The sequence below is a fragment of the Streptomyces sp. NPDC051567 genome, assembly GCF_044454165.1.
Lineage (GTDB): Bacteria > Actinomycetota > Actinomycetes > Streptomycetales > Streptomycetaceae > Streptomyces.
In genome coordinates this window covers 173,800-197,737 of the sequence record NZ_JBITDK010000011.1, presented here as the reverse complement: position 1 = coordinate 197,737, position 23,938 = coordinate 173,800, and the positions used below count along the sequence as shown (strand labels likewise).

Below are 23,938 nucleotides of genomic sequence, written 5' to 3'. Positions count from 1 at the left end.
CTGGTCGAGTGGTCCAAACCGTGCAAGGTTCGCCTTCCGGACCCGACCTGGGCAATCGAATTTCCGTCAGGGGCGGGTGGCACGCTCCAGTTCCAGCAGCACCGAGCGGTAACCGCGCCCGGTGGCCCGGTCCATGCCCACCTCGCACATCCGGTTCGCCGACAGGTGGGCGTCGAACTCCCGGGCCGTCACCTGTGCCGCCTCGCGCGCCGTCGCCGAGGCGGTCAGCTCCGGGTGCAGCATGCCCCGGTCGCCCGCGAAGGCGCAGCACCCCGCGTCGTCCGGGACCACCACCTCCCGGGCGCACGCCTCGGCCACCTCCCGCAACTGCGCGACGTCGTCCAGATGGTGCATGGAACAGGTGGGATGGAGCACCGCCGAACCCACCTTCCGCCGGATCTCCAGACGCGGCAGCAGCTCCCGCGCCGCCCACACGACCGAGTCCACGACGGTCAGTTCCGCGTGCAGGGCCCGGTTGCGCGCACTGAGGTACGGCACCACCTCCCGCGCGATGCCCAGGGTGCAGGACGAGGCGTCGACCACCAGCGGCAGCCGCCCGCCGTCCGTCCAGCCCCAGGCGGCCTCCACGATCCGGTCGGCCATCACCCGGTTCCCGGCGTCGTAGCCCTTGGAGTGCCAGATCGTCGCGCAGCAGGTGCCGCGCACGTCGCCGGGGAGCCACACCGGTCTCCCGGCCCGCTCCGACAGGGCCACCACGGCCTCCGGCAGCGAGGGCCCGCGAAGCCCGGCCGGGCCGCCGAAGATCCGGTTGACGCAGGCCGGGTAGTACACGGCCGCCGCGCCCGCCCGCCGGGTGTCCGGCAGCTTCCGCGCGGCGGCGCCGGGGATCTGCGGCAGCCACTGGGGGACCAGATCGGGACCCACGGCCTTGCGCGCGGCCCTGGTGACCGCCTCCAGCAGCCGGTCCCCGCCCAGGTCGCCCACGGCTCCGGCGGCGGCCACGGCCAGCCGGGCGGCGGCCTCGACGGCCCGGAACCGGCGGGCGGCCAGCGCGGCGGCCCGCTCCTCGCGCGGGCCGTGCCGGCGGTGGCGGAAATCCTTCATCAGCGCGCCCGTGTCGATGGAGACCGGGCAGGCGAGCATGCAGGTGGAATCGCCCGCGCAGGTGTCGACGGCGTCGTAACCGTAGGCGTCCAGCAGCCCGTCCAGTACGGCCGACCCCGGCTGCTGGCGCATCATCTCGCGGCGCAGCACGATCCGCTGACGGGGCGTGGTGGTGAGGTCCCCGCTGGGGCAGGTCGGTTCGCAGAACCCGCACTCGATGCACGGATCGGCCACCGCCTCCACCCGGGGAATCGTCTTCAGGCCGCGCAGATGCGCCCGCGGGTCACGGTCGAGCAGGATGCGCGGGGCGAGCACGCCGTCCGGGTCGACGACCCGCTTGGTGCGCCACATCAGCTCGGTGGCCCGGGGCCCCCACTCCAGTTCCAGGAAGGGGGCCATGTTGCGGCCGGTGGAGTGCTCGGCCTTCAGGGAACCGTCGAACCGTTCCACGGTGAGCCGGCAGAAGGCGTCCATGAAGGCCGCGTACCGCTCGACGTCGGCGGCCCGGGCGGCGTCGAAGGTGAGCAGGAAGTGCAGGTTGCCGTGGGCCGCGTGACCGGCGACGGCCGCGTCGAAGCCGTGCTGCGCCTGGAGCGCCAGGAGCGCCTCGCACGCCTCGGCCAGCCGGGAGGGCGGTACGGCGAAGTCCTCGGTGATCAGTGTGGTGCCGGAGGGGCGGGCCCCGCCGACGGCGGTGACGAACGCCTTGCGGGCCTTCCAGTAGCCGCCGGCGGTCCGCGGGTCCCGGGTGAAGGCGTTGGTGACCGAGGCCACCGGGGCGACCAGCTCCAGCCGGTCCAGGACCCGGGCCGCGCGCCGCTCGCAGGCGGCCAGGCCCCTCTCGTCCGGGGCCCGGAACTCCACCAGCAGCGCGGCCGTCCCCCCGGGCAGGCCGGCCCAGTCCGCGGGGACACCGGCGACGCTGACGCAGGCGCGCAGCGTGTTGCCGTCCATCAGTTCGACGGCGAGGGCGCCCGCCTCGGTGAAGAGCGGTACGGCGTCGGCCGCGGCGGGCAGGGAGGGGAAGAACAGCAGCGCGGTGGCGCGCTCGCGGTCCAGCGGGAGGGTGTCGAAGACGACCTCGGAGATGAAGCCCAGGGTCCCCTCCGAGCCGACCATCAGCCCGCGCAGGATCTCGACGGGGGTGGCGCCGTCCAGGTAGGCGTCGAGCCGGTAGCCGGTGGTGTTCTTGATCTCGTACTTGGCGCGGATGCGGGCCGTCAGCTCCGCATCGGCCCCGATCTCCGCCTTGATCTCCAGCAGCCCCCGGCACAGCACCGGTTCGGCGCGTGCCAGCTCCTCGTCGGCCAGCGGGTCCGCCGTGTCCACGACGGTGCCTCCGGGCAGCACGAAAGTGAGGGAGGAGAGCGTCCGGTACGAGTTCCGCGTGGTGCCCGCCGTCATGCCGGAGGCGTTGTTCGCGACGACCCCGCCGACGGTGCAGGCGATGGCGCTGGCCGGGTCGGGGCCGAGAACCCGGCCGTGGCGGGCGAGCGCGGCGTTGGCCCGGACGACGGTGGTGCCCGGCCTGATCCGTGCGCGCAGACCGTTCTCCAGCACCTCGGTCCCGGACCAGTGGCGGCGCACGTCGACCAGGATGTCCTCGCCCTGGGCCTGCCCGTTGAGCGAGGTCCCGGCGGCGCGGAAGACGACCTCGCGCTGTCTGCCGTGGGCGTACGAGAGGACGGCGGAGACGTCGTCGAGGTCCTCGGCGACCACCACGACCTGGGGCACGAAGCGGTACGGGGAGGCGTCGGAGGCGTAACGGACCAGGTCGGAGACGTTCCACAGCACCTTCTCGGCGCCCAGCAGCTCGATGAGATCGGTGCGCAGCGGTTCGGGGGTGCCGGCGGCCCGGTGGCCGGGGACCCGGTCCGGGGCGGGGCCCCCGGCGCCGTGCGGACGCGGGGCCCCCGGTCTCGGTTCCAGCAGCGGCATGTGCGACCCCTCGCCCGCTCGCGGGCCGTCACCGGCCCGGCCTCATCGGCAGTGGTGCTCCGCCGGGGCGTCCGCCAGAGCGTTCAGCAGGCCGCCGAGCACCTCGCGCTGATCGGCGGTCAATGGAGCCAGGATCTCCTCTGCGGCGTCGGTCCGCGCGTTGCGCAGACGGCGCAGTGTGGCGCGGCCGGTGTCGGTCAGCTCGATCCGTACGACGCGCCGGTTCGCGGGATCGGGGGCGCGACGCACGCACCCGGCCGCCTCCAGGCCGTCGACCAGGGTGGTCACGGCGCGGGGGACGACCTCCAGGCGCGCGGCGAGGTCCGCCATCCGGGGCGGCAGGCCGGCCTCGTAGTGCGAGACCAGTCGGAGCAGCCGACTCTGGGCAGGAGTGATCCCGAGGGGTTCCATGTGGCGTTTCTGGCTGCGGTGGAGCCTGCGGGTCAGCCGGAGCAGTTGCTCCGCGAGGAGCCGATCGGTGTCGGAAGCGGTGCTCATACGGGAACAATATCAGGACGCCGTTCATTGTGAGTATAGGTAACAATGAGCTATGCTCCGATGAACTTGACCGCCGACCTCCCGGGAGGGTGCCCATGCGTCGCGACGAACCGGAATGGACGCCGTCGAAGCGTCCCCTGGACCCCAGCCGCCCCGCCCCGGCGGACCAGCCGCGCGAGCTGCGCCGCATCATGGGCCTCTTCCACCCCTACCGCGGCCGGCTCGCCGTCGTCGGCCTCCTCGTCGGGGCCTCCTCGCTGGTCGGCGTGGCCTCGCCGTTCCTGCTCAAACAGATCCTCGACGTCGCGATCCCGCAGGGCCGTACCGGCCTGCTCAGCCTGCTCGCCCTCGGCATGATCCTCACCGCCGTCGTCACCAGCGTCTTCGGCGTGCTCCAGACCTTCATATCCACCACGGTCGGCCAGCGCGTCATGCACGACCTGCGCACCGCCGTCTACGCCCAGCTCCAGCGGATGCCGCTGGCCTTCTTCACCCGGACCCGCACCGGCGAGGTCCAGTCCCGCATCGCCAACGACATCGGCGGCATGCAGGCCACCGTCACCTCCACCGCCACCTCGCTCGTCTCCAACCTGACGGCCGTCATCGCCTCCGTCGTCGCGATGCTGGCACTCGACTGGCGGCTCACCCTCGTCTCGCTGCTCCTCCTCCCCGTCTTCGTGTGGATCAGCCGACGGGTCGGGCGCGAACGCAAGAGGATCACCACCCAGCGGCAGCGGCAGATGGCCGCCATGGCCGCGACCGTCACCGAGTCGCTCTCGGTCAGCGGCATCCTGCTCGGCCGCACCATGGGCCGCGCCGATTCCCTCACCCGGGCCTTCTCCGCCGAGTCCGAGAAGCTCGTCGGCCTCGAAGTGCGCTCCAGCATGGCCGGGCGCTGGCGGATGTCCACCATCGGCATCGTCATGGCCGCCATGCCCGCGCTCATCTACTGGGCCGCCGGCATGACCCTCCAGACGGGCGCCCCCGCCCTCTCCATCGGTACCCTCGTCGCCTTCGTCACCCTGCAGCAGGGCCTGTTCCGGCCCGCGGTGAGCCTGCTGTCGACCGGTGTGGACATACAGACCTCACTCGCCCTGTTCGCCCGCATCTTCGAGTACCTCGACCTGCCGGTGGACATCACCGAGCGCGAGGACGCGGTGCGGCTGGAACGGGCGAAGGGCGAGGTCCGGCTGGAGAACGTGGACTTCGCCTACGACGCCAGGAGCGGGCCGACCCTGTCCGGGATCGACCTCACGGTCCCGGCCGGCGGCTCCCTGGCCGTGGTCGGCCCGACCGGCTCCGGCAAGAGCACGCTCAGCTACCTCGTGCCCCGGCTCTACGACGTGACCGGCGGCCGGGTCGTGCTCGACGGGGTGGACGTGCGCGACCTCGACTTCGACTCGCTGGCCCGCTCCATAGGCGTGGTCTCCCAGGAGACCTACCTCTTCCACGCCTCGGTCGCGGACAACCTGCGCTTCGCCAAACCGGACGCCACCGACGAGGAGATCGTCGAGGCGGCCCGCGCGGCCCAGATCCACGACCACATCGCCTCCCTGCCCGACGGGTACGACACCCTGGTCGGGGAACGCGGATACCGCTTCTCCGGCGGCGAGAAACAGCGCCTCGCCATCGCCCGCACCATCCTGAGGGACCCGCCGGTCCTGATCCTCGACGAGGCCACCAGCGCCCTCGACACCCGCACCGAGTACGCCGTGCAGCAGGCCATCGACCACCTCTCCGCAGGCCGCACCACCATCACCATCGCGCACCGGCTCTCCACCGTCCGCGACGCCGACCAGATCGTGGTCCTGGACGAGGGCCGGATAGCCGAGCGCGGTACCCACGAAGAACTGCTGGAGGCGGACGGCCGGTACGCGGCCCTGGTCCGCCGGGACCGGGACGCCGCGCTCGCCCCGGAGGAGGTCAGGCTCACCGAACCTGCCCCGGTGAACGCGTGAACGCGTGAACGCGTGAACGTGATCGCATGACGGGCCGGACGGCGGTCACGGTCGCAGGCGCCCGCACCGGGTAGCGGCCCGCACCATGGCCCCGGTTGTCACTGTCGTCCCGGCGGGCCCGGTGGCCGGGGCGTCGTTGGCCAGGCCGTCTGGCGCGGGTCAGCGGGGGAGGGCCGGGGACGGAACCGCCCGTTCGCGGGTCAGGAGGCGGCGGATCTCGCGGACCGCGGCGCCGCCCGCCCGGTTGGCGCCGATGGTGCTCGCCGACGGGCCGTAGCCGACCAGGTGGACGCGTTCGTCACGGACGGCCCGGGTGCCCTCGACCCGGATGCCGCCGCCCGGCTCGCGCAGGCCCAGCGGGGCCAGGTGGTCGACAGCGGCCCGGAACCCGGTGGCCCACAGGATCACCTCCGCCTCCACGCGCCGCCCGTCCGCCCAGACGGCCCCCGAGTCCGTGATCCGCTCGAACATGGGCCGGCGGTCCAGCACCCCCGACTCCAGACCCGCCCGGACGGCCTCGTTCAGCGGCAGCCCGGTCACGCTGACCACGCTCTGCGGCGGCAGACCCCGGCGCACCCGCTCGTCCACCAGGGCCACCGCCGCGCGGCCCTCGGCCTCACCGAAGGAGCCGTCGCGAAAGACCGGGGGCCTACGGGTCACCCAGGTGGTCTCCGCCGCCACCTCGGCGATCTCCAGCAGGTGCTGCACCGCGGACGTGCCGCCGCCCACCACGATCACCCGGGCCCCGGCGAACTCCTGCGGCCCCGGATAGTTCGCGGTGTGCAGCTGGCGGCCCCGGAAGGACTCCTGGCCCGGGTAGCGCGGCCAGAACGGCCGGTCCCAGCTCCCGGTGGCGTTGATCAGGGCCCGCGCCGACCAGAGCCCGGCCGAGGACTCCACCAGCAGTCGCCCGTCGGCCGCGTCCCGCACCGCCGAGACGTCCACGGGGCGGCGCACACGCAGGCCGAAGCGGCGCTCGTACGCGTCGAAGTACTCGCCGATCACCTCGGACGAGGGCCGCAGCGGGTCGGCGCCGGTGAGTTCCATGCCCGGCAGGGCGTGCATGCCGTGCACCTTGCCGTAGGTGAGCGAGGGCCAGCGGAACTGCCAGGCCCCGCCCGGCCGGGGCGAGTGGTCCAGGACCACGTGCCCGAGCCCCGCCCGCGTCAGGTGGTGGGCGCTGGACAGACCCGCCTGCCCGGCGCCCACGACCACCACGTCCACCCGCTCCATATCGTTCACGGTTCTCCTAACTCGCGACGGCTGCGGGATCTTCCCGGCCCCCGCCGGAGCCGGTCAGCGGGCCGGTCAGCTCGCCGCGGCGATCCAGGACGCCAGTTGGGCGGGGGTGGTGGACGGGTCCGCGACCAGGGTGGCGAGTTCGTCCTCACGGAAGGTGGCCGTGGTGACGGCCGGGCAGCGGTGGCAGGCGTCCACGCCCGTCTGCCGCCACCACTGGCACCGGGCGCGCAGGTGGCACCGCGGGACCGCGCGGGTGTCCGCCGGGGACGGCAGGGTCAGGACCCGCTCCACCAGCGCGCAGTCCTCGCCCCGCCGGTTGACGCAGGCGGAGACGCAGTGCGAGGCGAACCTCAGGACCCGCGTCGGCTCGATCCCCTCGGGGACCGAGCCGAGCACCCCGGACGCCGGGACCGGGTCGGCGAGATAGGTCACCCTTCCGTCCCGGCCCGAACGGACGCCGAGGACGACGGACTCGGGGGCCCGCGCCTCGCCGCTCGGGCACCATGTCGTGGCCGGGGCGGCCACGGACCGCACGGTCGGCTGATCGGTTCCCACGGTGCTCACCGGCCCCGCCCCCTCAGCCGTCGATCGTGTCGTGCGAGAGGACCACCTCACGGCCGATGGGGTCGCCGAGCGGGCCCTGCGCGCCGAGGGCCCGCTCCTGGGCCACCGCCTGGGCGAGGGTCTCGTGCAGCTGCCGCACGGAGGTGATCCGCTCGGAAGGGGCCGGTGCGGCCTGGGCCGCGCCCGCCGCGGCGATCGCGATCCCCGCGGCCAGCATGATCGCGGCGCCGCCGGTGGCCAGCCTGCTCGTCCTCGGATCGCCCTTCGGGTTCGGGTTCGTCCTCGGGTTCGGGTTCGGGTCCATCGGGTCCCCTTCTGCTGCGTGCGCGGCGGCGGATGACCCGCCGCCGTCCTCGCCCGAGCGTAGGAGCGGCCCCCGCCCCGGAGCGGCAGACCCCGGCGGCAGTTCCGCCGCCCCGCCGCTGCCCCTCGCGGCCACCGCCGCGCCGGTCAGGGCCGCGCGGGCCCGCGCCGGCACGTGGGCCGCCGTCAGACCCGGAACACCCCCGCCGACCAGGGCCGTACACGTGCGTGATCGTCCTCGCCCGCCCGGTCATCGCGTCCCCTCCTCACCGCCTTGACTTCGGAGCAACAGGGGGTCTTGGACGTGTCCAGGTGGTGCGGGGCTCCAGCGGTGCGGGACATTCGAGTGCTACAGGACATGTGGTAAAGGACATGTGGTAGCAGGACATCAGGACATCCGGTACGGGACGAAGAGGAGCGGAGAGCGCCATGACGGGTACGCACTGCCTGGTCACCGGGGCCACCGGCTACATCGGCGGGCGGCTGGTGCCCGAACTCCTCGACGCCGGGCACCGCGTCCGCTGCCTGGCCCGTTCCCCGGAGAAACTGCGCGACCACCCCTGGGCCGGACGGACCGAGATCGTCCGGGGCGACGTCACCGACCCGGAGTCGGTGGCCGGGGCCCTGCGCGGCATCGACGTCGCCTACTACCTCGTCCACGCCCTCGGCACCGGCCCCGGCTTCGAGGAACGCGACCGCGAAGCCGCCCGGATCTTCGCCGCGCGGGCCCGCGCCGCCGGGGTCCGCCGCATCGTCTACCTCGGCGGACTCACCCCCGTGGGCGTCCCCGTCCGGGAGCTCTCGCCGCACCTGCGCTCCCGCGCCGAGGTCGGCGAGATCTTCCTCGGCTCGGCCGTGCCCACCACCTTCCTGCGCGCCGCCGTGATCATCGGCTCCGGCTCCGCCTCCTTCGAGATGCTGCGCTACCTGACCGAACGGCTGCCCGTCATGGTCACCCCCAGCTGGGTCGGCACCCGCTGCCAGCCCATCGCCGTCCGGGACGTCCTGCGGTACCTCGTCGGCAGCGCGGCCATGGCGCCCGGGGTCGACCGGGCCTTCGACATCGGCGGCCCGGACGTACTCACGTACGAGGAGATGATGCGCCGCTACGCCGTGGTGGCCGCGCTGCCCCGCCGGATCGTCCTGCGCGTCCCGATGCTCACCCCCAGGCTCTCCAGTCACTGGATCGGCCTGGTCACCCCGGTCCCGCGCGCGCTGGCCCGGCCGCTCGCCGAGTCCCTGCGCCACGAGGTGGTCTGCGCGGAGCACGACATCGCCCGCCACGTCCCCGACCCGCCCGGCGCCCCGGTCGGCTTCGACCAGGCGCTGGCGCTGGCCCTGCGCCGGGTGCGCGACGCCGAGGTGGTCACCCGCTGGTCCTCCGCCGCCCTACCGGGCGCGCCCAGCGACCCGCTGCCGACCGACCCGGACTGGGCGGGCGGCAGCCTCTACGCCGACCGGCGCGAACGCGCCGTCGACGCCCCGCCCGCCGCGCTGTGGCAGGTGGTCGAGGGCATCGGCGGGGACAACGGCTGGTACTCCTTCCCCCTGGCCTGGGCGGTACGGGGCTGGCTGGACCGGCTCGTCGGCGGCGTCGGCATCCGCCGGGGCCGCCGTGACGCGGCCCGGCTGCGGGTGGGCGACTCGCTGGACTTCTGGCGCGTGGAGGAGATCGAACCGGGCCGCCTGCTGCGCCTGCGCGCCGAGATGCGCCTGCCGGGCCTGGCCTGGCTGGAGATGTACGTGGAGCCGGGCCCGGACCGGAGCACGGCCCCGGGCACCGGCACGGCCGCCGCCGGGCGGTCGCGGTACCGGCAACGGGCCCTGTTCCATCCGCACGGACTGCTCGGGCACCTCTACTGGTGGAGCGTCTCGCCCTTCCACGCCGTGGTCTTCGGCGGGATGGCCCGCAACATCGCCCGCGCCGCCGAACACCTGGACCGCACCGGAGCGGTCCCGGGCCCGGGCGGAAACACAGCTCCGAGCCCCGGCGCGGGCGGGAGCCCCGGTACCGGGCCCGCGCGGCCCACCCCGACGCCCCCGCCCGCACCCACCGCGCCCCCGGCGGGCGCAGCACGGGACGACAGCCCTTGAACCGTCTCTTCCGCTCTTCCGGATCGTGCCCACCACCCGCCCCAGCCCTGCCCCGGAGTGAGAGCCCATGACCGTCGCGGTGGTCCTGTACACCTCCGACCTGCGCCTGCACGACCACCCGCCGCTGCGCGCCGCCCTCTCCTCCTGCGACCAGGTGGTCCCGCTCTTCGTCCGCGACCGGGCCGTCACGGCCGCCGGCTTCGCCCCGCCCAACCGGCTGGCCTTCCTCGCCGACTGCCTCGCCGACCTCGACGCCGGGCTGCGCGAGCGCGGCGGCCGGCTCGTCGTCCGCTCCGGGGACGTCGTCGCCGAGGTCTGCTCCCTGGCCCGGGAGAGCGCCGCCGCCGAGGTCCACCTGGCCGCCGGGGTCAGCGCGTACGCCCACGCCCGCGAGGACCGGCTGCGCACCGCGCTCGAAGCCGAGGGCCGACGGCTCCACGTCCACGACGGCGTGGTCACCGCCGTCGCCCCCGGGGCCGTGCGTCCGGCGGGCTCCGACCACTTCGCCGTCTTCACGCCCTACCTGCGCCGCTGGTCGGAGCTGCCCCTGCGGGCCGTCGCCCCCGCGCCCCGCGCCGTCCGGGTCCCCGAGGGCATCGGCTCCGAGCCACTGCCCGCCCGCGCCGCCGTCACCGGCCTCTCCCCGGGCCTCGCCCGGGGCGGCGAGGACGAGGCCCGGCGGCTGCTGGCGCGGTGGCTGCGCACCGGCGTCCAGGACTACGGGGCCGCCCACGACGACCTGGCCGGCGACGCCACCTCCCGGCTCTCCCCGCACCTGCACTTCGGCACCCTCTCGCCCACCGAGGCCGTCCACCGCGCGCGCGGTACGGGCGGCCCCGGCGCCGGGGCGTTCGTCCGCCAACTGTGCTGGCGCGACTTCCACCACCAGGTCCTCGCCGCCCGCCCCGCCACCGCGACCGAGGACTACCGCTCCCGCCAGGACCACTGGCGCCGCGGTCCCGCCGCCGAGGAGGAGACCGAGGCGTGGAAGGAAGGCCGCACCGGCTATCCGATGGTCGACGCGGCCATGCGCCAGCTGCGCCACGAGGGCTGGATGCACAACCGGGGCCGGCTGCTGGCCGCCTGCTTCCTCACCAAGACCCTGTACGTCGACTGGCGGACCGGGGCCCGTCACTTCCTGGACCTCCTCGTGGACGGGGACCTCGCCAACAACCAGCTCAACTGGCAGTGGGTCGCGGGCACGGGCACCGACACCCGGCCCAACCGGGTGCTCAACCCCGTCCGCCAGGGCCTGCTCCACGACCCCGAGGGCCGCTACGTCCACCGCTGGGTCCCCGAACTCGCCGGGCTCGACGCCCCGCGCGTGCACGAGCCCTGGCGGCTGCCGGGGCCGGAGCGGGCCCGGTACGCCGCCTACCCGGACCCGGTGGTGGAGCTCGCCGACGGGCTCGACCGCTTCCGGCGGGGACGGGGCACCGCATGACCCCCGGCCGCGCCGGAAGCCCCCGGTCCGTCTCCGTCCGGGCGCGGAAGCCCGCCGCGCGGCCCGTCGTACCGTGGGCGGGCGGAGCCCGTGCCGCCGACCGCACCACCGCAGGACATGCCCGCCGCCACGCCGAGCACCGGCCCCGCCACCCGCCGCCCCGGGGTCCCACCGGCCCACCCCGCGCTCCTGGGAGCGCCGGTACGCGATCGGCCCGGCCCGCCGGGAGCGCGGGCGCCACCGCCGCTGGACCCCGCAGGACGTCGCCCGCCTGGAGCTGATGTCCGGCCCACCGCGCGGAGCGTGCCCCCGGCGCAGACGCCGCCCGCCGCGCCCGGCCCCGGCGCTCCCGGCCCCCGGCGCAGGTCGTCCCGGGCGGGCCCGACGCCCTTCCGCCCGGCGAGGTCCGCCCGGAGTGCCGGGGCACCCGGAAGGCCGCGCGCCCCGCGCCGCGCGGCCGTCGGAGGGTTTAGGGTCCGGAACGTGAACGACCTGCTGCTGGTGAGGCACGGCGAGACGGCGTGGAGCGCCGGTGGACGGCACACCGGGCGCACCGATGTGCCGCTGACCGCGCGCGGGGTCGAGGAGGCCATCTCCCTGGCCCCGTTCTTCCGGGGCCGCCGCCCGGCCCTGGTGCTGACCAGCCCGCTGCGACGGGCCGTGGTCACGGCCGAACTCGCCGGGCTGACCGGCGGCCTGACCGACCCCGACCTGTCCGAGTGGGACTACGGCGGCTACGAGGGCGTCACCACGGCGGAGATCCGGCGCACCCGCCCCGGCTGGTCCCTGTGGACCGACGGCGTCCCGCCCGGTGACGCGGCGCACCCGGGCGAGAGCGCCGCCGAGGTCGCCGCCCGCGCGGACCGCGCCCTGGCCCGGGTGGCCCCGGTGCTCGCCGAGGGGAGGGGGAACGTGGTCCTGGTCGCCCACGGCCACTTCCTGCGCGTCCTGACCGCCCGCTACCTGGGCCTGTCGCCGCAGGAGGGCCGCCTCTTCCTGCTGCGCACCGGGACGGTCAGCCGGCTCTCCACCGAACACGGCCTCCCGGTGATCGCGGGCTGGAACACCCACCCGTAAGGGGCCCCGTAAGTGCTCCTGGGAGGCGCCGTGCCCGCGAGCCGCCGTACGGGCGCCCGGGTCAGCGCTTGGCCCAGATGCGGTACTTGCCCAGGCCGTCGCCGATGTGGAAGGGGATCTGCCCGACCAGGTGGTACTTCCCGCTGCCGGCGAGCGCGGCCTCGGCGGCCCGGCTCGCCCCGGGGGAGGTGACGTCGTCCAGCACGACCAGGTCGTACGCGCCCGAGTCGATCCCGGCGCGGACGGCGGCGGCCGGCCGGTCGGAGAGGGCGGTCCACCGGCTCCCGTCCGTGCGGTCCCTGAGGTAGTAGACCGCCACGTGCGGCGCGGAGGCGAGGTAACGCCCCTCGGCCCCGGGGGTGATGTGCTCCTTGAGCACCGGGGTGAGCAGCCTCGCGTCGGGCCAGGAGGCGAAACGCTGTTCCGACTGGGCGATGCCCAGGCAGAGCAGGGTGACCCAGAGCATGATCCCGAGCTGCGGGTAACGGAAGTGCTTGCCGACCAGACGGGTCAGGCCGATGCCCGCCATGGGCGCGGCGAACAGCATGCCGAACCCGAGGTGGGCGTAGAGGGCGGCCGGGGTGTCCGGACGGAGCTGGAAGGCGGGCGCGAGCACCGCCGTACCGCACAGCAGCACTCCCACCAGGGACCGCCTGCGCCGGCCGGGGCCGGACATCCGCAGCGACAGCGGCGACTCGTTCATCCGGCCGCGCCACGTGTAGGAGACGGCTCCCGCGCAGGCGCTGACGAGCATCAGAGCGCCCCAGAGCGCGGAGCTCCGCAGCAGCTCGGTGGTGGCGCCGGTGCCGGGCACCCGGCCGGCCGCCACGCCGCCCGGGAACCCGGGCAGCATCCACGCGGCGGCGCCCAGGAGGGCGGCCACGCCCACGCCGAAGACGAGGGTCCGCAGGAAGGCCGCCCGTCCGTGGTGCGGCCAGGCGGTCAGCAGGACGAGTCCGGCCAGGGCGGGCAGGAAGAAGACGGAGGCGTAGGCGGTGCAGACCGCCAGCGCGGCCACGGGCGCGGCGAGCAGCACGGCGGGCAGCGGCGCGCGGTCGGTCCGCCCGACGATCCAGGCCGCCGCGGTCAGCAGCAGCAGGGCGGGGGCGTCGTAGGTGGCGGAGAAGCCGAGGACGACGGTGGACGGCAGCACGGCGAAGAGCGCGGCGCCGATCAGGGCCACCCGTTCGTTGAACATGCGGCGGGTCAAGGAGTACAGCAGGGCCGTCGTGCCGACCATGCAGAGCAGGCCGAGCACGCGGACCCCGAGGAGTCCGGCCCGTTCGTCCACGAGCGCGGCGAGGAGCGGGTGGAGGAACGGCGAGCCGGACAGCAGCTCCGTGGGGTCGAGCGGCAGGCGGGCGCCGTGCGTCAGGCGCGCGAGCCGGTCGTGGCCCGAGGTGAGGGCGAGGGCCTCGTCCTGGGAGGCGGTGTTGGCGTCGGCGAGACGGGCGCAGAGCACGGCCTGGACGGCGAGGATTCCGAGCAGGATCAGGCGGCTGATCCGGTCGCGCCGGGGGCTGGCGTCCATGGCCCAGCCGGTCTCCCGGGGCTCGGGTATGCGGTAGCCGGGCCCGGCCGGCTCCGGGGCTTCCTGCGGCTCCGTGGGTTCGGCGGGTCCGGTGGAACCGCCGAACCCGGCGGGGACGGCCGGTGTTGCGGGGGCGCGTTGCCCGCGCCGGGGGGCGGGGACGCTCACCCGGGGGAGCGGCCTGGTGTCGTCGGGACGGTCGTCGGCAGGGGAATGCATCACAGTTTCCGCACGTCGAATCCGAATCGGTCGTCCGCCGCCAGCCGCTTGAACTCCTTCAGGGCCGACGGGTTGGCGGACAGCCGCCAGTCGGACCGTTTGGGCATGTCGAACCAGACGAACCCGACGATGGCGGGGTCCGCCGCCACCCCCGCGAAGAGGCTGTTGATGTCCGCGATGCGCCGCTCACCCGGCTCCGCGGCGGTCTCCAGGATCAGCACCGGCTTCTGGGTGAAGGTCCGCACCTTGGTGATGGTCAGGCCGAACATGTTCGGGAAGGGGTTGGCGTCGTTGCGGGTGTAGTACCCGATGACACCGACCCAGTCGACGTAGGCGTCGCCCGGGTAGTACTTCGCGATGTCCACGGTCCGGACCGGATTGATGATGTTGGGCGACCAGGCCCAGATCACATTGGCGGCGCCCACCTCGTGGAAGAGGTCGCGGACACGACGCCAGGCGGCCACGTACTCCTCGGGCGTGGTGGTCTTCGTGCCCCACTTCTCCCAGTGGCCGTTCATCTCGTCCGCGAAGCTGATCACCACGGGAAGGTTCAGCTTCCGCACCGCTCGCGCGTACTCCCTGACGTACGCGTCGGACCCGCCGGCGGCTATGTCCCTGAGCGGTGTGTCGAAGGGCTCCCAGGAGACGACGGTGAGCGTGCCGGCCTTCCAGGCGTTGCGCACCCCCGCGGCGTTGAACCCGTGGCCCCAGGCCGCGTAGTACTCGATGAGGTTGGGGTGCTTGCCGACCATCTCGGTGTACTCGTCGACGGGAGCCATCGAGGTCGGGGCGTCGCCCCGGGCCACGCCGAAGTACTTCTTCTCGGGTTTGACCAGGGGACGGACGTCGAAGGGCTGGGACGTCTTCGCGCCACCGAAGAAGCCGCCGCCGAGGCCGCTCCCGCCACCGTCGGAGGCGGCGTCCGGGGAGGCCGCGCAGCCGGTGAGGACGGTCAGCACGGCGGCGAGCAGCCCCGCCACGGCCGCGGTCCTGCGGGAAGGCTGTGTCATACGTGATCCACCCCTCGGGGTTGTACGAGGACCCGCCCGACGACCAGGGCGTAGAACAGCCCGGTGGACAGGACCAGTGCGAAGTCGGGAGCGTGCAGGGTGAACATCCGCCAGACCGCGACGCCGACCCACGCCACCGCCGTGCCGCCGCTCCACACCCACATGCCGATCCAGAACCGGCGGGTCCTGTTCTTCTTGGCCCCGGCCGACCCGGTGGCCTGCCAGCCCACGCGCTGCTTGCGCAGGATGTCCCAGATCGCGAAGACATGGGCCCAGCCGTACATCATCCGCGCCGCCCACGCTTCGAGCCGGTACGGGGTCCGGTGCCACAGGGGGAAGATCACCGTGGCGTAGAGGACGCTCGGCGCGACGAGCCACAGGTGCGCGACGCTGAGTTTCCCGGGGGCGGCGATCAGCAGCACGAGCGGGATCACCGGCATCGCGAACGTGAACAGCGCGGTGTGGATGTAGTAGAAGAACCCGGATAAATAGCAGAGCCGGCTGGAGAGTTTGATCCTGGCCCGCCAGAACTTGGCGCTGCCCAGCAGGCTCATCGACCCCGAGCACCAGCGGTACTGCTGGTTGAAGAACGCGTCCGCGTTGTCGGGGCAGACCCCGGTGGAGACGGCCACCGGCACGTAGCGCAGGTCCCAGCCGAGCTGGCGCAGGTCGAAGCCGGTGTGCACGTCCTCGGAGTGCTCGATGAGGGTGGTGCCACCGTTGCTCTCCAGCGCCGTACGGCGGTAGACGGCGCAGCTTCCGACGCAGATCGCGCCGTCGCTGCCCTGCCGGGAGACCTGGACGGACCGGTAGAACAACTCCTGGACGGCGCCCGCGCCCCGCTCGATCCAGTTCTGCGAGTCCAGGACCCGGAAGTACTGGGGGGACTGGACGATCCCGATCGACGGGTCCTCCTCCATGTACGGGAGCAGCTCGTTCAGCAGGTCCGCGCGCGGGGTGAAGTCCGCGTCGAGGATGAGGATGTAGGCGCCCTCGGACCGGCCGAAGCCGAAGTGGAGGTTTCCGGCCTTCTTGAACCAGCCGCGCTCGGGCCGGGTGCCGTAGCGGAACCCGAAGTCCCGCGCCATGGCCTCCAGCGCGGGGTCGGCGCCGTCGTCCAGGACGAACGGGACGCAGACCCCGGGGTAGTGGTCGGCCAGTTCGCGGACGTGCTTCCAGGTGTTGTGCAGCACCTCGATGGGTTCGCCGCACACGGGGAGGAAGATGTCGACGTCCGGGTGGACCTCGGGTCGCCAGGCGCGCACCAGCCGGCGGTGGCGCCGGATGTCGAAGTCCCGGCTGAAGGCGTTCACCCGCAGGGACGTCAGGTAGTAGACCACCGTGAAGAACAGCAGGGGAGCGTAGACCCACAGCAGCGGGGTGGACCGGGTCAGGTTGAGCTGACTGGCCGTCAGGCAGCAGAAGCTGATGAGGGAACTGAGGGTCAGCACCCACAAGTGGCGCTTGGCGTAGGTGTACTTCTCGCGGTCGGTCGGCGGCAGGGGCAACAGCCCCTGTGGTGCTCGCCGAACCTCTTCGCGGCCGCCGGCCACTCGCGTGGCGCCGTGTGAACCCATCAACACTCCAGGAGCGTCCGAAGAACGCAGATGCGGGACAGAACACGGATGCAGGACGGACGGGAGCCAAGAATAGGACATGTGTCGGACTGAATCCGGCATCGGCCGTAGGTCCACCGGGTCCGGGCCCTCGGACCCGGTACGGGCCGACCGCGCCACCGTACCGGCTCCTCTCCGGCGCGCCGCCATCACCCTCAGATCCGCTCCCGATCCATGGGCCCGATCACCTCTGACCGGACCCGTGCCGACTTGGCTGACGAGCCGACACGGGTGTGTGCGGCGTGCAGGCGATGGCGGAGCCGACTGCGGCGGTCTACGAGGTGCTGCTCGCGAGGCGGCTTCCCGTGGTGGGGCGGGGCACCGTTCTGCAGGAAAGCGCTCTCTCAGAGGTTGAGGTAGGGGCCATTACCCAGTTTGTTCCAGGCGGACCAGCCGTTCTGGTGGTAGATGTGCCAGATGGATCTGTCGGTGCCGAGGGCGAAGAGTTCGAGAGCGTTGGTGGAGGGGTTGAAGACGGCGGTGGGTGTGGCGCTGAATTTGTGGCCGGCGCCCATGACGCTCCAGCCTGACCAGCCGTTCTGGTGGTAGGCATGCCACACACTGCTGTCGGTCCCGAGGGCGAACAGCTCCAGCGCATTTGTCGCAGGGTTGAACTCGGCCACAGGCACACCCTTGAACTTGGCCGTGCCCATCACGCTCCAGGTGGACCAGCCGTTCTGGTAGTAGGCGTGCCACACACGGTTGTCGGCGCCGAGGGCGAACAGCTCCAGCGCATTCGTCGCAGGGTTGAACTCGGCGGAGGGCGTGGCGCTGAATTTGTGGCCGGCGCCCATCACGCTCCAGCCTGACCAGCCGTTCTGGTAGTAGGCATGCCACACACTGCTGTCGGCGCCGAGGGCGAACAGCTCCAGCGCATTTGTCGCAGGGTTGAACTCGGCGGTTGGCGTGCTGGTGAATTTGTGGCCGGTGCCCATGACGCTCCAGGTGGACCAGCCGTTCTGGTAGTAGGTGTGCCAGACACTGTTGTCGGTCCCGAGGGCGAAGAGTTCGAGTGCGTTCGTTGCGGGATTGAATTCGGCGACGGGTGCGCCCTTGAACCGGTTACTCGTTCCCAGAGTCGTCCAGCCGGACCAACCCGCGCCGTTGGTGTTCGAGTTGTGCACCATCGAACCGTTCTCCGCCACAGCGAAGATCTCCGCCGTCCTGGTGTGCGGGTTGTACACACTCGCCTGCGGCGCATCAGAAGTAGGCGCGGGAGCGGTGATGTCGTCGACGATGTTGTGGTAGCGGCGAGGGGTGAAGGTGCCGTTGCCGCTGAAATAGGGGTAGGGGATGTTCCTGCGTATGGCGCCGGTGCTGCCGGCCTGTTCCAGACCGTCGTAGGCCGTGTGTGCCGCGTTGGCCCAGCCGTTGAAGATGACGACGTGTCCGGTGGCACCTCCGCCGGGGTTGTTGAGGACGTCGCCGGGCTTCAGCTCCTCTTTGGCTATCACACGGGTGAAGTTGACCAGGGTGCCGGTGGTCTCTCCCCAGTTGTTGGCGCCGGAGGCCGGTAACTGCCAGGCCATTGAGACGAAGCCCGAGCAGTCGGTGCGGTACCGGCCGTTCTGGTCGGTGCGGTAGGCCGTCATGCTGTACGGGACGCGGGCGTCCACCCAGGTCTGGGCCCGTCTGATGACCTCGCCGCGGGTGACGGGCGAGGCGGTGGCGGACCGGTCCGGGCTCAGCAGGAGAGCTGACTTCCGGGCAGCGGATACGAGGTCCGCGTCACTCGCGGTGGTCGGGTTGGGGAGGGTCGGTGTGAACGGTCTCTGGAATCCGGCCCCGGCCCCTCCGGGTGTGGTCGCCTCACTGTTGAGCGGGGCTGACGACGACCGCGCCGCCACGGAGGCGGGCCGCCGCTCCGAGGGCGCGGCGCCCGCTTGCGCGGGAGGAACGGACAAGGTGACGAGGCCGACGATCGCTGTCACGAACGTTGCGAAGGCACGGACGGCGCTCCGTTTGACGGGCATGGCGTCTCCGTAGGTTGTCAGGCGGCCCGAAGGGGCCGGATGTGGCTGATGTGGTTCTGTCTTCCGTGGCGGACCAGGCCGGTGCGTCCAGGTCGTCCGGTCGCCGGTGCGGGTGTGCCGTTGACCGGCGCACCGTGGGCGTGGATCGCGCCGATACCGATGCCGATGCCGATGCCGCTGGTCGGGCCGTGCGATACGCCGGGACCTCCTGGACCGGCTCGCGGTGGGTCCGTCTGCCGCAGGCGCACGGTCAGGGAAGAGACACCGTTGCGCGAACACATCCCGTTTCCCCGACCGGCGACCGTGCCCGACAGCCCAGCTCCCGGAACCCACCGACCAGGTACGCGGACTTCGCCAGGCGCTTACCCCGCCCGACACCGTCATGGAGGAGGTCCAAGGACGGGGTTCTCAGCCCGGCACCCACTCCTTACGGCTCAGGTGCGCACGACTGCCGATGAGCGGAGTCAGGTGGTGATGGGGAGTGCGGTGAGGAAAGCGGTGGGGACGGCGATCACGTCGGCGAAGTCGAGTTTGCCGGGGCCGAAGTCGGCTTCGGTGAGGGCTTTTCTGGTGCCGTCGGTGACGGTGATCCAGACAGTTGGGTCGCCGGGGGAGAGGAGCAGGGTTCCGGGGTTCGGGGCGCCCTGGCCGGTTGCGGAGGTGAGCCAGGTGCCGGGTACGCGTTCCAGTGGCCTCTGGTCGTGTCCCATGCCGGTGTAGTCGGCATGGGACAGGGGTACGGCTGTTCCGCCGGCCATGACGAACACGGTGGGGTCGGTGCCGGAGATGTTCTTGACAACCGTTTTGTTCGCGAGGGGGCGGGCGACCTGGGTGTGCAGCCAGGTTCCGGGGACGCCCATCAGGGTCTGCCGTTCGTAGCCGTTGGCCGACCATTCCGCGCCGGAGATGGGCAGCGCCGTGCCATTCACCATCACATAGCGGCTGGGATCCGTACCGGCCTGGTCCATCACGATCAGGCCGTTCGACAGGGTGTTGCCCGTGGCACTGTCCAACCAGGACGTGGGGACGCCCATATCGGGGCGGGTGTCGTATCCGGCGGCCGACCATTCCGCGCCGGTGATCGGTAGTGCCGCGCCGTCGACCACGACATAGCGGCTCGCACCACCGCCCTGGTCGTGCACCACCGTTCCGCTCAGTGGCGCGCCGGGCAGGGCGCTGAAAGCCGCGTCGGTGACCGTCACCAGGCGGGACAGGTCGTAGCCGTCACGAGTGACGTCCGCCGCGGTGACCGGGATTCCCGCACCGGAGACGATGACCTTCACATCCGGCCTTCCCGGCCCCTTCACCAAGGTCCCGGCGGGCAGTGTGAGGGGGTTCGAGGTGTCCGGCAGCGTGATGATCGCGTCGACGATCTTCTGTGCGTCGGAGGCTTGCGGCTGGTAGCGGGAGGGGTAGGCGGAGCGCTGGACGGCCTGGCACACCACCCCGATCTGCTTGCTCGCCCAGGTTCCGTTCGGGTACCGCCTCAGCAGCTCGTTGAGGAACGCGTTGGTGGACCAGGCGGGATTGAGGCGGTTCGCCGTGCTGCCCCAGAAGTCCTGCTGCTGGAACAGTCCGACGCTGGTGTGGTCGAGCACGTTGGGGTTGTTCTCCAGGACGGACTCGACGATCGCCGTGGTGACGGCGATGACCGCGGCCTGGTTCGGCAGGCCACGGGCCTGCACCGTATGGACGATGGCGCGGGCGCAGGAAACCCGGTAGGAGTTCATCGCGTTTCGCAGACTGCCGGTGAGGGTCTGGTTCAGCCGGGTCGCGGCGGTACTGTCCGCGCTGACGATCGTTCCGCAGGAGACGTTGGGCGCGAGGGCATGGGCGGGAGCAGGGGCCATACCTATCGCACCGGTGAACGCGGTGGTGACGACAGCGGCGGAGACGACCTGTAGCAAGCGTCTGTTCATGGCGTGGTGTCCTTCGCGGAATCAGTGGCGAGTCGAAGGGCTGACGCCCCGGACCGGTGTCACGGCGACGAGCGGAGGTCAGCCGGCGCTGGGGATGTTGGTGATGAACGCGGTGGGGACCCGGACGACGTCGGCGTCGCGGTAGCCGCCGGAGTTCCATTCGGCGGCGGTGAGCGGGTGCCTCTTGCCGTTGGTGATGATCCAGACGGTGGGGTCGCTCGCGGTGCGCAGCAGGGTGCCGTCGGCAGGTGCCGACCCCAGGGCCGCGAAGTAGGAGGGGGCGATGGTGCGGACCTGGCCGAGGTCGTAGCCGAGTTCGGTGACGTCCGCGGCGCTGAGATCGGCCGCGGCACCTCCGGCCATGACCTTCACGGTGGGATGCCCCGGCTGCTTGACCAGCGTCTTGTCGGGCACCTGTCCGCTGACACCGGTGAAGAAGGCCGCCGGGACGGACTGGGTACGGCTCAGGTCGTACCCCAGAGCGGTGACATCGGCCCCGGTCAGGGGGATACCGGAGCCGTCCACCATCACCTTGACCGTGGGATTGCCGGGCTGCTTGATCAGGGTGCCGTTGTCCGGGGCGCCGCGCAGGCCGTCGAAGTAGGACGGCGGCACTTCGAGGGTCCTGCCGAGGTCGAGCCCCATGGCCTGGACATCACTCGCGGCCAGGGGCAGTCCGGCGCCGCTGGTCAGGATCTTCACGGTGGGGTTGCCGGGGGCCTTGACGAGGCTGCGGTCGGGGAGTCCCCTGCCTGACGCGGCCCGGAGGAACGAGGTCGGTACGCCCATCAGCGCGCGCTGGTCGTAGCCCGCGGCCGAGAACTCGACGCCGTTCAGCGGCAGCGCCACGCCACCGGAGAGCACGAACACCGTGGGATCGGAGCCGGACTGGTCCTGAACCACCGTGCCGTCGGGCGGAGTGCCCGGCAGGGCGTTGAAGCGCGCGCTGGTCACCGTCACCACATCGGAGAGGTCGTATCCGTCCCGGGTGACGTCATCGGCGGTGATCGGTATCCCGGCACCCGAGATGATCACCTTCACGGTCGGATTCCCCGCCGCCTTCACCAGGGTTCCGGCCGGAAGAGAAACGGGGTCGGGGTCGGCGGGCGGGGCGTTCCACACGGCGCCCACGAAGGCCCGGATGGGGCCCGAGTTCGTGGGATTGGTATTGGTCCGCCAGTTGAAGGTCCGTTTGCGCACGCCGCCGCTCTCGTTGCCGCCGACGGTGGTGATGCTGTCCCCGTCGACCGCGACGACGAGATTGACGTGGCTGGCCCAGGCGGACGACCAGTTGCCGGAGGTCGCATACACGACGGCATCGCCGACCTGTGGTGTGGAGTGCAGCGTGCCGCGCTGCTTCCCGTAGCTGTAGAAGGAGTACGCGGCGGCGCTCAGGCCCGCTGTCTGCGCCCCGCTCTGCCCCCATACCCAGCGCGCGAAATCGGCGCACCACGCGCTCGGGTATCTGCATCCGTAGTACGTGGTACAGGCCCCGCCCACCTGGGCGTTGGCCTTGGCGGCCACCGTGCCGGGGTCGGCTGCCGCGGGGCTCGCACCGGGTATGGCGATCAGGGACGCGGTCGCCACCACGGCCAGCGCACCGCGCAGGGGCATCGGCAACGTGGTCTTCGTCATGTCAGGTACTCCTCGGTGTGTGGGCAGGCAGGGAGGGAGGTGTGTGCCAACGGGGTGTCACGGCAGGGAGACGACGCGGTATCCCAGGGCGCCCAGCGGCGTCAGCGCGTTCGACAGCAGGCTGTGAGCCCGCGCCGCCGCGATCGCCTCGGTCTCGGCCCGTATGAAGAGGACGAGGTCGGCACCGTGCGCCGCGGCGCGTACCCGGAGATGTTCCAGACCGTGGCCCGGGAAGGCGTGTGCCCACAGCAGATCCTGCAGGAGGTGTGCGTCGCTCTCCGTGCCCGAGCCACCGGACGCGGCCTTGAGGGAGGCGTGTACCAGGTGCATGGAGAGGTCAGTCCCAGCCGATGCCGTCGCCGGAGGGGTCCATCGCGGTGGACACGCCGACGCTGTCCCAGCCGATGCCACCGGGGCCGTCGGCCGACGTCGTACGGAGGGCAGTTGGTGCGGTGAGCCCCGAAAGGGCGAGTCCGGCGGTGGCGACGACGAGCAGTGAAGCGATCCGAGACATGACGGTCCCCCTGAATGACTGGTGCGCCGGTACGGAAAGCCGATGTCGGTGGCCGAGCGGCCCGGCGGGGGATCGCCCCCCGTCCGCTTTCCGTGCTCGTATCCTGCGCGGGCCGAACTCGTCACAGAAGGTGTACGCCCTGGCAGCAAGGAGGCTGACAGCTTGGTGCCACCCCCGGCCGCCGGGTGGCGCGTCATCTCCTTGCGGAGGGCTTCCGCGCTTGGGAGGATCGCCTGGCGACAGTCTCGATAGCCTGTTCGATCCGCCTGGGGGAGATGAACACATGCTGGAAGTACTGGGCTTGGACACGGACACCGAAGCGGTCTACCGGGATATGCTCGCCGATCCCGCCGGCGGGGTGGCCGAACTGTGTCAACGGCTGCTGCTTCCGGAACCCACGGTGCGCGCCTGCCTCGACCAGCTCGCCGATCTGCACTTGGTACGGCCTTCACGCGAGGAACCCGACGCGCTGCGGGCGGTCAGCCCCGAACGCGGTCTGGAAGTGCTGGTGCGACGCCAGGAGGACGAACTCCTGCGCCGCCAGCGCGATCTGGCGCTGAGCAGAGCGGCAGCGGCACGCGCGGTCGCCGAGTACGCCGATCTGCGCCCCAACACCGCGGTCGGCACCACGGAACGGCTGGTCGGACTCGATGCGATACAGGCCAAACTGGAGGTACTGGCCGAGGAAGTGACCCGTGAGTGTCTTTCGGTGATGCCCGGGGGCGCGCAGTCCCAGCAGAGTCTGGACGCGTCCCGCCCACTGGACGACCAGGCCATGCGGCGCGGTGTCGCACTGCTGACGCTCTATCAGGACAGCGTCAGAAACGATTCCACGACCTACGGCTACGCCCAGTGGATGACCGGGCAGGGCGGCATGGTCCGCACCTGCCCCGTACTGCCTCCCCGGTTCCTGGTGTTCGACCGGGAGACGGCCGTCGTGCCGATCGATCCGTCCAACACCCGCCTGGGCGCGCTCTGCACGGGGGAACCGGGAATCGTCGCCTCGATGGTCGCCCTCTTCGAGCAGACCTGGAGTACCGCCGTCCCGCTCGGCGCGGATCAGCCGCAGGACGTCCGGACCGGTCTCGCTCCCCAGGAGAGAGAGCTGCTGAAGCTCCTGGCGGCCGGGATGACCGACGAGACGGCCGGTAAACGGCTCGGCATCTCCTTGCGCACCGTGCGCCGGCAGATGGCCGCGCTCATGGAGCGCCTGGACGCCTCCAGCCGCTTCGAGGCGGGTCTCAAAGCGGCTCAGCGAGGCTGGCTCTGACCCGGTGCACGCCGCTGCCCTGAGCCTGGGCCTCCTACGACAGAAGGCGCGCGACGAAGCGGCACACA

Annotated in this window: 19 protein-coding genes; 6 read left to right on the top strand and 13 right to left on the bottom strand. The window is 72.3% G+C overall.

Annotated elements, in window-relative coordinates:
- Nucleotides 1-66: 66 nt before the first annotated feature.
- Together ACIA5F_RS15540 and ACIA5F_RS15535 are read right to left on the bottom strand one after the other, a co-directional pair.
- Nucleotides 67-3,003, bottom strand: a complete 2,937-nt coding sequence (locus ACIA5F_RS15540) for an FAD-binding and (Fe-S)-binding domain-containing protein (protein ID WP_399353029.1) — start codon at nucleotides 3,001-3,003, stop codon at nucleotides 67-69.
- Between the two features lie 42 nt (nucleotides 3,004-3,045).
- Nucleotides 3,046-3,501: a MarR family winged helix-turn-helix transcriptional regulator gene (locus tag ACIA5F_RS15535; RefSeq protein WP_399353027.1), complete on the bottom strand. Its 456-nt coding sequence runs from the start codon at nucleotides 3,499-3,501 to the stop codon at nucleotides 3,046-3,048.
- Between the two features lie 95 nt (nucleotides 3,502-3,596).
- On the opposite strand from ACIA5F_RS15535, the gene ACIA5F_RS15530 reads away from it, so the two are divergent.
- On the top strand, nucleotides 3,597-5,459 hold the full coding sequence (locus ACIA5F_RS15530) for an ABC transporter ATP-binding protein (protein WP_399353025.1): 1,863 nt from the start codon (nucleotides 3,597-3,599) through the stop codon (nucleotides 5,457-5,459).
- Nucleotides 5,460-5,618: 159 nt separating this feature from the next.
- Here the strand turns inward: ACIA5F_RS15530 and ACIA5F_RS15525 are convergent, their stop codons facing one another.
- The 3 genes from ACIA5F_RS15525 to ACIA5F_RS15515 all read right to left on the bottom strand — a co-directional run bounded on the left by ACIA5F_RS15525 (nucleotide 5,619) and on the right by ACIA5F_RS15515 (nucleotide 7,569).
- Nucleotides 5,619-6,692 (bottom strand): NAD(P)-binding domain-containing protein, encoded by a 1,074-nt coding sequence (locus tag ACIA5F_RS15525; RefSeq protein ID WP_399353081.1) that lies wholly within the window; start codon nucleotides 6,690-6,692, stop codon nucleotides 5,619-5,621.
- Nucleotides 6,693-6,767: 75 nt separating this feature from the next.
- Entirely contained in the window at nucleotides 6,768-7,265 is a 498-nt protein-coding gene (locus ACIA5F_RS15520) for a hypothetical protein (RefSeq protein ID WP_399353023.1), read from the bottom strand.
- A gap of 13 nt (nucleotides 7,266-7,278) precedes the next feature.
- Entirely contained in the window at nucleotides 7,279-7,569 is a 291-nt protein-coding gene (locus ACIA5F_RS15515) for a hypothetical protein (protein ID WP_399353021.1), read from the bottom strand.
- Nucleotides 7,570-7,997: 428 nt separating this feature from the next.
- On the opposite strand from ACIA5F_RS15515, the gene ACIA5F_RS15510 reads away from it, so the two are divergent.
- From ACIA5F_RS15510 to ACIA5F_RS15495, 4 genes are all read left to right on the top strand, one after another.
- Nucleotides 7,998-9,662, top strand: coding sequence for an SDR family oxidoreductase (locus ACIA5F_RS15510; RefSeq protein ID WP_399353019.1), 1,665 nt, complete (start codon nucleotides 7,998-8,000; stop codon nucleotides 9,660-9,662).
- 67 nt (nucleotides 9,663-9,729) lie between these two features.
- Complete coding sequence (locus ACIA5F_RS15505; RefSeq protein ID WP_399353017.1) at nucleotides 9,730-11,106, top strand: cryptochrome/photolyase family protein; 1,377 nt, start codon at nucleotides 9,730-9,732, stop codon at nucleotides 11,104-11,106.
- A gap of 73 nt (nucleotides 11,107-11,179) precedes the next feature.
- Entirely contained in the window at nucleotides 11,180-11,593 is a 414-nt protein-coding gene (locus tag ACIA5F_RS15500; RefSeq protein WP_399353015.1) for a MerR family transcriptional regulator, read from the top strand.
- Nucleotides 11,590-12,183, top strand: coding sequence for a histidine phosphatase family protein (locus ACIA5F_RS15495; protein WP_399353013.1), 594 nt, complete (start codon nucleotides 11,590-11,592; stop codon nucleotides 12,181-12,183). The genes ACIA5F_RS15500 and ACIA5F_RS15495 overlap by 4 nt, the downstream gene beginning before the upstream one ends.
- Before the next feature lie 61 nt (nucleotides 12,184-12,244).
- On the opposite strand, the gene ACIA5F_RS15490 is transcribed toward ACIA5F_RS15495, so the two are convergent.
- The 8 genes from ACIA5F_RS15490 to ACIA5F_RS15455 all read right to left on the bottom strand — a co-directional run bounded on the left by ACIA5F_RS15490 (nucleotide 12,245) and on the right by ACIA5F_RS15455 (nucleotide 22,600).
- A complete protein-coding gene (locus tag ACIA5F_RS15490) occupies nucleotides 12,245-13,933 on the bottom strand; it encodes a glycosyltransferase family 39 protein (protein ID WP_399353012.1) in 1,689 nt (562 codons plus the stop codon).
- Nucleotides 13,933-14,943: a glycoside hydrolase family 26 protein gene (locus ACIA5F_RS15485; RefSeq protein ID WP_399353010.1), complete on the bottom strand. Its 1,011-nt coding sequence runs from the start codon at nucleotides 14,941-14,943 to the stop codon at nucleotides 13,933-13,935. Before ACIA5F_RS15485 ends, ACIA5F_RS15490 begins: the two co-directional genes overlap by 1 nt.
- Complete coding sequence (locus ACIA5F_RS15480; protein WP_399353008.1) at nucleotides 14,940-16,520, bottom strand: glycosyltransferase family 2 protein; 1,581 nt, start codon at nucleotides 16,518-16,520, stop codon at nucleotides 14,940-14,942. The genes ACIA5F_RS15485 and ACIA5F_RS15480 overlap by 4 nt, the downstream gene beginning before the upstream one ends.
- 383 nt (nucleotides 16,521-16,903) lie before the next feature.
- A complete protein-coding gene (locus ACIA5F_RS15475; RefSeq protein ID WP_399353006.1) occupies nucleotides 16,904-18,463 on the bottom strand; it encodes an NlpC/P60 family protein in 1,560 nt (519 codons plus the stop codon).
- Nucleotides 18,464-18,996: 533 nt separating this feature from the next.
- Complete coding sequence (locus ACIA5F_RS15470; RefSeq protein WP_399353004.1) at nucleotides 18,997-20,451, bottom strand: hypothetical protein; 1,455 nt, start codon at nucleotides 20,449-20,451, stop codon at nucleotides 18,997-18,999.
- 78 nt (nucleotides 20,452-20,529) lie between these two features.
- On the bottom strand, nucleotides 20,530-22,086 hold the full coding sequence (locus tag ACIA5F_RS15465) for a CHAP domain-containing protein (RefSeq protein WP_399353002.1): 1,557 nt from the start codon (nucleotides 22,084-22,086) through the stop codon (nucleotides 20,530-20,532).
- Nucleotides 22,087-22,143: 57 nt separating this feature from the next.
- Nucleotides 22,144-22,416, bottom strand: coding sequence for a hypothetical protein (locus ACIA5F_RS15460; protein WP_399353000.1), 273 nt, complete (start codon nucleotides 22,414-22,416; stop codon nucleotides 22,144-22,146).
- Between the two features lie 7 nt (nucleotides 22,417-22,423).
- Nucleotides 22,424-22,600, bottom strand: a complete 177-nt coding sequence (locus ACIA5F_RS15455; protein WP_399352998.1) for a hypothetical protein — start codon at nucleotides 22,598-22,600, stop codon at nucleotides 22,424-22,426.
- A gap of 283 nt (nucleotides 22,601-22,883) precedes the next feature.
- Here ACIA5F_RS15455 and ACIA5F_RS15450 point away from each other — a divergent pair, with 283 nt between their 5' ends.
- Nucleotides 22,884-23,870, top strand: coding sequence for a LuxR C-terminal-related transcriptional regulator (locus ACIA5F_RS15450; RefSeq protein ID WP_399352996.1), 987 nt, complete (start codon nucleotides 22,884-22,886; stop codon nucleotides 23,868-23,870).
- Nucleotides 23,871-23,938: the final 68 nt, after the last annotated feature.